The following is a 1,491-nucleotide window of genomic DNA, read 5'->3' as shown; positions in this document are numbered from 1 at the left end:
TCGCCGACCGCAAACGAGGAATCCGCCAACAACCCGTCCGTTCCACCAATTCAACCCGCTCCACCACGCAGGTTTCATGGAATCGGTCGTCTAGTCTGTCAAGCGCCGTGCTGGCCGTAGGCTCTGCGCAGACGCTCGCGGTGTTCCTCGTCGCTTGCTGCCGGCGGTGGCGCGAATGCGTCATTAGCAATCGTCTTTGGGCGCATAGGATGGTATCGCGTAAGCCAAGCATCAAAGCCGGTGCGTTCCCATTTCAGCGGTCCTCGCTCGCTGATCGGCGAAGGCAAGCCATCGCGCTCGTGCCTGAGGTGGCGCGTTCGATAGAACGTATCTAGAGAGACGCCAATCGCTGTCGCGACCTCGGTCGAAGAATAGGGTGGCTGCATGCTCTGGGGACGCAAATATAATGCCTCGCCACTCTTGGCTTTTTGAGCGGCGAAGCAAAATGAACAGATAAAGCTACAGGCGAGAAGCATTCCTCACCGCGCGTAGGGAATTCGGCTTATTTGGAGTACGAACAGGATGCCCCCGGCGGACATTTGTCCGCCGCCTTCGGGGATTCAGATAGATGCGTAACTGGTGCGGCGAGCCAACCCTCACGTCATGGGAGCGCAAATTCCACTGCTCGGTCAGCGGATTCGAACCTGCAACCAGACCGTTATGAGCGGCAGACTATCGATCAGCTTCGTTAATGTTACTGTCTTTTCGTCCCAATAGGATCGCGTTCGTTGCGCTTCGGTTGGGTCGTTTCTGGTGCGAAACTGGTGCGGTCACGCCTGCTCGTGCATTCATCTGGTATTCGGTCAGGTCGCCGATCTTAGAGCGGAGATGAACCACATTTCGGGTCTCGATGCAGCGTTCCCGCTGAAAGCGGGGTGAAGGGGCGAAGCCAAGCATGGCGACAGCGGCTTTGACAGCCGTGAGGCCAAGCATCTCATCATCCAGCCGCGCGACATGTACACGCCGGATTCGCATATCGATACGTTGAGGGGTGAAGGCGCGGAATTCCGGCGAACAACCGCCGCAATGTATATAAGAGATTTTAGCCTTCCGCACGAGCTCTGTCTCGACGGCTTGCCCCAATTGAGTTACAGCTTCCGGTAGCAAGGAAGCAATGACTAGTACCGACTGATCCTTTCCCAATCACTTCGTTTGGAGCCACATGGCCGTCCCACTTCGCAAGTTGAAAGACGGGGTCTTGTATCAGCGCAGGCTGCTGGTTGAGAACGCGATTGATGATCTCATGAAGGTGTCGCGTTCGGATCAAGCAGATCGCTGTGCGATCGCCGACCCATCTGATCCCGGTTATATTCCGTCGGAGTGCCTACTTCATTTGATCCGCGGGTGTCGCTCCGACAACTCCGACCATTTCTTTGCAATGATATTCCGCACACTAAGGGCCCGTCCATAAACAACTGAGTCATAATTGCCACAGATCGCGAGGATTTTTTGCGCGGGATTCACAATGATGAGTCGCGCGACGTAGCGTCG

The 1,491-nt window shown here is 56.0% G+C and carries 1 protein-coding gene; it reads right to left on the bottom strand.

Features of this window, described 5'->3' with window-relative positions:
* Nucleotides 1-672: 672 nt before the first annotated feature.
* Nucleotides 673-1,143: a hypothetical protein gene (locus ABID58_RS37295; RefSeq protein WP_354037800.1), complete on the bottom strand. Its 471-nt coding sequence runs from the start codon at nt 1,141-1,143 to the stop codon at nt 673-675.
* Between the last annotated feature and the right edge of the window lie 348 nt (nt 1,144-1,491).

The organism is Bradyrhizobium sp. S3.2.6, assembly GCF_040546885.1.
GTDB classification, from domain to species: domain Bacteria; phylum Pseudomonadota; class Alphaproteobacteria; order Rhizobiales; family Xanthobacteraceae; genus Bradyrhizobium; species Bradyrhizobium cytisi.
Note: the sequence above shows the minus strand (reverse complement) of the source record. Positions and strands in the feature narration are given on the sequence as shown.